The organism is Micromonospora marincola (assembly GCF_056150385.1).
In genome coordinates, this window is record NZ_JAXCFT010000015.1 from 120,104 (window position 1) to 126,363 (window position 6,260).

Consider the following 6,260-nt stretch of genomic DNA (forward strand, 5'->3'; position numbering starts at 1 on the left):
CCCTCCCGCGCGCCGGGCGAGGGGATCGACCGATCCGCTGGTGATGGACGACGAGTTGCGCGAGAAGTTCCTGCCCGGCTGGCGGGAGAGCCCGGCGATGATGTCGATCTCCCGGTCGATGCTGCGCACCAACCCGCCCGACCACAGCCGGATGCGCCGGCTGGCCGCGGGCGCGTTCACCCCACGCCGGATCGCCGCCATCCGCCAGGTGGTCGAGGAGCAGGCCGGCGAACTCGTCGACGCGATGGTGGCCGGTGGCCGGGGCGGATCGCCCGTCGACTTCATGGCCGGGTTCGCGTACCCGCTGCCGGTCGCGGTGATCTGCGCGCTGCTCGGCGTGCCGGCGGCGGACCGGCCGCTGTTCCGGTGCTGGGCCACCGACCTGACGAACGTGCTGGAGCCGGAGATCACGCCCGAGGAGCTGGCCGTGGCCGACCGGGGCGCGGGCGAGCTGCGCGCCTACTTCACCGAGCTGGTGGCGGCCCGCCGCCGGGCCCCCGCCGACGACCTGACCACAGCGCTGGTCCAGGCGCACGAGGGCGAGGGTGATCGGCTGTCCGGCGACGAGCTGCTGGCCAACCTGATCGTGCTGCTGGTGGCCGGCTTCGAGACCACCACGAACCTGCTCGGCAACGGCCTGGTGGCGCTGCTCGACCACCCGGACGCGGCGGCGGCGCTGCGGGAGCACCCGGAGTTCGCCCCCGCGTACGTCGACGAGTTGCTGCGCTACGACTCGCCGGTGCAGCTCACCTCGCGGATGAGCACCGCGCCGTCCCGGCACGGCGGGGTCGACCTGCCCACCGAGAGCTGGATCATGGTGTCGCTCGGCGCGGCGAACCGGGACCCCCGCCGCTATCCGGAGCCGGCCCGCTTCGACCCGTGGCGGCCACAGGTCCATCCGCTGTCCTTCGGCGCCGGGCCGCACTACTGCCTCGGCGCGGCGCTGGCCCGGCTGGAGGCGCAGGTGGCGTTCCCGCTGCTGCTGCGCCGGCTGCCCGAGCTGGCGGTGGCCGGCCGGCCCGAGCGGCGGGTCCGGCTCACCCTGCGCGGGTACGCCACGCTGCCGGTCACACCGGGGCGCGAGGCGGCCCCGGTCACCGTTGCCGGTACGCCGCCCGGGGCGGTCGGGCCGACTCCGTAGACTGGGGGCGCACCAGCCGTCCCAGACAAGGAGCCCCGCCGCGTGACCGTTCAGCCCATCCGTCTGTTCGGCGATCCGGTGCTGCGCACGCCGGCCGACCCGGTGGTCGACTTCGACGCCGAGCTGCGCAAGCTGGTCGCCGACCTGACCGACACGATGCGTGAGCAGGGCGGTGCCGGCCTGGCCGCGCCGCAGCTCGGGGTGGGCCTTCGGGTGTTCGCCTTCGACGTGGACGACATGCTCGGCCATCTGGTCAACCCGGTGCTGGAGTTCCCCGACGCCGAGGAGCAGGACGGCCCGGAGGGCTGCCTGTCCATCCCGGGCCTCTACTTCGACACCAAGCGCCGGCAGAACGTGATCGCGAAGGGCTTCAGCGCCCACGGCGACCCGATGCAGATCGTCGGCACCGGCCTGATGGCCCGTTGCCTCCAGCACGAGACCGACCACCTCGACGGGGTGCTCTTCGTCGACCGGCTCGACCCGGCCGGCCGCAAGGAGGCCATGAAGGCGATCCGTCAGGCCGAGTGGTACGACCACGCCGCCCCGCCCACGGTCAAGATGAGCCCGCACCTCAACAACCCGTTCGGCCTGGGGCGGTGACCCGGATGCGCCTGGTCTTCGCCGGCACGCCTGCGGTCGCCGTACCGGCCCTGGACGCGATCGCCGCCTCCGGCCACGAGCTGCTCGCCGTGGTGACCCGCCCGGACGCCCCGGCCGGGCGCGGTCGGGGGCTGCACCGCTCGCCGGTCGGCGCCTGGGCCGACGAGCACGGCGTCGAGGTGCTCACCCCGGCCCGTCCGCGTGAGCCGGAGTTCCTCGACCGGTTGCGCGCGCTCGCGCCGGACTGCGTGCCAGTGGTCGCCTACGGCGCGCTTGTGCCGCCGGTGGCGCTGGAGATCCCCCGGCACGGCTGGATCAACCTGCACTTCTCGCTGCTGCCCGCGTGGCGGGGCGCGGCGCCGGTGCAGCACGCCGTGCTGCACGGCGACGAGCTGACCGGGGCGAGCGTCTTCCAGCTGGAGGCAGGGCTCGACACCGGCCCGGTCTTCGGCACCGTCACCGACGAGATCCGGCCCGCCGACACGTCCGGCGACCTGCTGGAGCGGCTCGCCCACTCCGGCGCCGGGCTGCTCGTCGCGGTGCTCGACGCGATCGGCGCCGGCACCGCCCGGGCCGAGCCGCAGCCGGCCGACGGGGTGTCCCTGGCGCCGAAGCTGACCGTCGAGGACGCGCGGATCCGCTGGGCCGACCCGGCGTTCGCGGTCGACCGGCGGGTGCGCGCGTGCACGCCGGCACCCGGCCCGTGGACCACGTTCCGCGACGACCGGGTCAAGCTCGGCCCGGTCGTCCCGCTGGCGAACGGCCCCGAGCTGAAGCCGGGTGAGCTGCTTGTGGAGAAGTCCCAGGTGCTTGTGGGCACCGCCACCGGGCCGGTGCGGCTCGGCGAGGTGCGGGCGGCCGGCAAGAAGGCCATGTCGGCAGGGGACTGGGCGCGCGGCGCCCGGGTCGCCGGTGGCGAGGTGTTCGCGTGAGCGCGAGGAGTGAGCCGGGTTTGCGAGCCCCGCGGTCGCGAACGGAAGAGGGCTCCGCGTGACGGGCCCGTCACGCCCGGAGCGGCCCGTCGAGGGCGAGCGTGCCCGGGGGTACGAGCGCAGCGGCGGCGATCGTCCGCGTGGCGCGGGCCGGCCCGGCGGGTCGTTCCGGGGCGGCGCCGACCGGCGGGGCGGGCAGCGTCCGGTCCGGCCGGCGGTGGACCTGCCCCGGCACGTCGCGTACGAGGCGCTCGCGGCGGTGCACCGCGACGACGCGTACGCCAATCTGGTGCTTCCGGCGATGCTGCGCGAGGCCGGGCTGCACGGCCGGGACGCCGCGTTCGCCACCGAGTTGACCTACGGCACGCTGCGGCACACCGGCACGTTGGACGCAATCGTCACCGACGCGGCCGGTCGGGACGTGCAGCGGATCGACCCGCCGGTGCGCGACGCCCTGCGGCTCGGGGCCTACCAGTTGCTGCACACCCGGGTGCCCGCGCACGCCGCGGTGTCGTCCACGGTGGACCTGGTCCGGATGGTCGGGCCGGGCGCCACCGGGTTCGCCAACGCGGTGCTGCGGGAGATCGCCGGCCGGGACGTCGACGGCTGGGTGGCGAAGCTCGCCCCGGCCGAGGAGACCGACCCGATCGGGCACCTGGCGCTGGCGTACAGCCATCCGCAGTGGATCGTCAGGTCGTTCGCCGAGGCGCTCGGCGGCGACCTGGGGGAGACCACCCGCCTGCTGATCGAGGACAACGAGCGTCCGCCGGTGCACCTGTGCGCCCGGCCCGGCCGGGCCGACGCGGTGGCGCTCGCGGACGAGGTCGGCGGCGCGCCCGGCGCGTTCTCGCCGTACGCGGTCTATCTGCCGGGCGGCGCGCCGGGTGAGTTGGCGGCGGTGGCCGACGGGCGGGCGCACGTGCAGGACGAGGGTTCGCAGTTGGTGGCGGACGCGCTCGTCGCCGCGCCGCTCGACGGTCCGGACGGCCGGTGGCTTGACCTGTGCGCCGGTCCGGGCGGCAAGTCCGGCCTGCTCGGCGCGTTGGCGGCGACGCGCGACGCGCGGCTGACCGCGGTGGAGGTGGCCGAGCACCGGGCCCGGCTTGTCGACCAGGCCACCCGGGGCCTGCCGGTCACCGTGGTGCACACCGACGGGCGCTCCGTGGGCAGTGATCCGAAGCTGCCGGAGGGGCATTTCGACCGGGTGCTCGTCGACGCGCCGTGCACCGGCCTTGGCGCGCTGCGCCGCCGGCCGGAGGCGCGCTGGCGGCGTCAGCCGTCGGACCTGCCGCCGCTGACCCGGCTCCAGCGCGAGTTGCTCACCGCCGCGTTGCGCGCGGTCCGCCCGGGTGGCGTGGTCGCGTACGTGACCTGCTCGCCGCACGTGGTGGAGACGCACGTGACGGTGACCGAGGCGTCCCGGCGGTGCGGCTTCCCGGTCGACTTCGTCGACGCCCGGCCGCTGCTTCCGGCCGGGATGCCGGGGCTGGGCGACGGCCCGACGGTGCAGCTCTGGCCGCACCGTCACGGCACCGACGCGATGTTCCTGGCGGTGCTGCGCCGGGGCTGACCCGCCGGCGGGTGCATCCCTTGCGGGGGAGGGGGTTCGCGGGATGTGACATCCCGTTGACTGTGCGATCGATGCATGTAACTGTTCCGATCAACGGTCCAACGGTCCGTCACCCCCGCGTTCCCACGAGGAGTCTCCATGAGACGCAGCACGCCGACCACGAGCCTCGCGCTCGCCCTCGTCGCCACCCTGACGACGGCGAGCCTGGCCGGCACCGCCTCCGCCGCCCCGGCCGCCCCCGCCCCGGCCGTCGCCGCACTCGCCGCACCGGACGTCTCCCTGACCAACGTCCAGGCCCACCTCACCCAGCTCAACTCCATCGCCAGCAGCAACGGCGGCAACCGGCGGGCCGGCTCGGCCGGCTACGCCGCGTCGGTCAGCTACGTCAAGGGCAAGCTCCAGGCCGCCGGCTACACGGTCACCGAGCAGAACTGCACCAGCTGCACCTACCCGGGCAGCAACCTGATCGCCGAGTGGCCGCAGGGCCCCACCGACCAGGTGGTCATGTTCGGCTCCCACCTGGACAGCGTCGCCGCCGGCCCCGGCATCAACGACAACGGCTCCGGCTCGGCCACGCTGCTGGAGAACGCCCTGGTGCTGGCCGCGCAGAACCCGACCATGACCAAGCGGGTCCGGTTCGCCTGGTGGAACGGCGAGGAGCAGGGGCTCCAGGGCTCGAAGCACTACGTCAACCAGCTCAGCACCACCCAGCGGGGCTACATCAAGGGCTACTACAACTTCGACATGGTGGGCTCGCCCAACGGCGGCTACTTCATCAACCGGATCACCTCGGCCACCGCGGCGCCGCTGAAGGCGTACTGGGACTCGTTCGGCATCTCGCCGGAGGAGAACACCGAGGGGCAGGGCCGTTCCGACGACTACTCGTTCGCCAACGCCGGCATCCAGACCTCCGGCTACGCGGCGGGCGCCAGCTACACCAAGACCGCGGCGCAGGCCGCCAAGTGGGGCGGCACCTCGGGCGCGGCGTACGACGGCTGCTACCACCGCTCCTGCGACACCACCAGCAACATCAACACGACAGTCCTCAACCGCAGCGCCGACGGCGTGGCGTACGCGATCTGGGCGCTGGCGGTCGGCGGCGGCACCCCGACCAACGACTTCTCCGTCGCGGTGAGCCCCACCTCCGGCAGCGTCGCCCGGGGCGGCTCCACCACCGCCACGGTCAGCACCGCCACCACCGCCGGTAGCGCCCAGACGGTGACGCTGTCGGCGAGCGGTGCCCCGAGCGGGGTCACGGTCGGCTTCAGCCCGTCCTCGGTCACCTCCGGCGGCTCCGCCACCATGACGGTGAGCGCCTCGTCCACGGCGAGCACCGGCACGTTCACGATCACCGTCACCGGGACCGGCTCGGCCACCCGCACCGCCAGCTACACGCTCACCGTGACCGGTGGCAGCGGCGGCTGCACCGGCGGTCAGCTCATCGGCAACAGCAGCTTCGAGTCGGGCAGCACGTCGTGGACGGCCAGCTCGGGCGTCATCACCAACGACCCCGGCCAGCCGGCCCGCACCGGTTCGTACAAGGCGTGGCTGGACGGGTACGGCTCGTCGCACACCGACACGCTGTCCCAGTCGGTGACGCTGCCCGCCGGCTGCACCAGCTACACCCTGGCGTTCTGGCTGCACATCGACTCGGCCGAGACCACCACCTCGACCGCGTACGACAAGCTGACCGTGCAGGTCGGCTCCACCACGCTGGCGACCTACTCGAACCTGAACAAGGCCACCGGTTACACCCAGCGCAGCTTCAACCTGGCCGGATACGCCGGACAGACGGTCACGCTCAAGTGGACAGGTGTCGAGGACGCCTCGCTCCAGACCAGCTTCGTCATCGACGACGTGACGCTCCAGGTCGGCTGAGCGCGCCGGGCGGGGCGGGGCGGGCGGCCCCCCCCCCCCCCGCGCCGCGCGCCCGACCGCCCCGAAACGGCGTCCGCCCACCGCCGGCCCGTCCGAGCCACCCCCCGAACCCCCCACCCCCCGCCCCCGAGGGAAGTGA

The 6,260-nt window shown here is 74.3% G+C and carries 5 protein-coding genes; all 5 read left to right on the top strand.

The features are described 5' to 3' along the window. Positions 1-43: 43 nt before the first annotated feature. The 5 genes from SM450_RS24830 (at position 44) to SM450_RS24850 (ending at position 6,121) form a co-directional block, all read left to right on the top strand. On the top strand, positions 44-1,141 hold the full coding sequence (locus tag SM450_RS24830; protein ID WP_474622184.1) for a cytochrome P450: 1,098 nt from the start codon (positions 44-46) through the stop codon (positions 1,139-1,141). Positions 1,142-1,183: 42 nt separating this feature from the next. Then, positions 1,184-1,741: a peptide deformylase gene (def, locus tag SM450_RS24835; protein WP_474622175.1), complete on the top strand. Its 558-nt coding sequence runs from the start codon at positions 1,184-1,186 to the stop codon at positions 1,739-1,741. 5 nt (positions 1,742-1,746) lie between these two features. After that, the gene (gene fmt, locus SM450_RS24840; protein WP_474622185.1) at positions 1,747-2,673 is read left to right on the top strand and encodes a methionyl-tRNA formyltransferase; all 927 of its coding nucleotides are present in this window, start codon (positions 1,747-1,749) and stop codon (positions 2,671-2,673) included. 58 nt (positions 2,674-2,731) lie between these two features. Next, positions 2,732-4,243, top strand: a complete 1,512-nt coding sequence (locus SM450_RS24845) for an RsmB/NOP family class I SAM-dependent RNA methyltransferase (protein WP_474622176.1) — start codon at positions 2,732-2,734, stop codon at positions 4,241-4,243. Positions 4,244-4,381: 138 nt separating this feature from the next. Continuing rightward, the gene (locus tag SM450_RS24850) at positions 4,382-6,121 is read left to right on the top strand and encodes a M28 family peptidase (RefSeq protein ID WP_474622177.1); all 1,740 of its coding nucleotides are present in this window, start codon (positions 4,382-4,384) and stop codon (positions 6,119-6,121) included. The last annotated feature ends 139 nt before the right edge of the window (positions 6,122-6,260 follow it).